The following is a 549-nucleotide window of genomic DNA, read 5'->3' on the forward strand; positions in this document are numbered from 1 at the left end:
CCCAAGGCTTCGATCATCACCCTCAAGTCGATGATCCGCGCCAAGATGGGTGGTCGCTCCTTCGGTCGCATCCGCGTGATCTGCTCGCTGGGCTTCTTCACCCCCCTGGTGCAGAACACCAAGATGATCAAGGCGTGGGAACTGTGGAACCAAGGCGCCTACCTGCGCACCGACCAGGTGAACGGTGGCGACTTCGAGTTCGCAGGCGTGATCTTCGAGGTCTACGACGGCGGCACCTCGGCCGGCGACTTCATCGCTGACGGTATCGCCTACGCCTACCCCGAAGGTGTCCCCGGCATGTTCCAGTCCAAGTTCGCACCTGCGGACTACATGGAGACGGTGAACACGCAGGGCCTGCCGTTCTACGCCAAGCAGGAAGCGATGCCTTTCAACAAGGGCATCATCGGCGAGGCGCAGTCCAACCCGATCCACTTCAACTCGTTGCCCGAGGCAGTCATCAAGCTGTCTGTGGCCGCGAGCTAAATGGCAAGCGTCTTCGGGCGCATGACGGAGAGCGTCCTTTCCCTGCTGGGCGAGGACGCTCTTTTA

The 549-nt window shown here is 61.2% G+C and carries 1 protein-coding gene; it reads left to right on the forward strand.

The features are described 5' to 3' along the window. On the forward strand, window positions 1-483 hold a 483-nt coding region (locus I6F47_RS20500; RefSeq protein WP_197184481.1), incomplete at its 5' end, for a major capsid protein. Window positions 484-549: the final 66 nt, after the last annotated feature.

The organism is Pseudoalteromonas sp. NZS37, assembly GCF_015864265.1.
In the GTDB taxonomy this organism is placed as follows: Bacteria; Pseudomonadota; Gammaproteobacteria; order Enterobacterales; family Alteromonadaceae; genus Pseudoalteromonas; species Pseudoalteromonas arctica.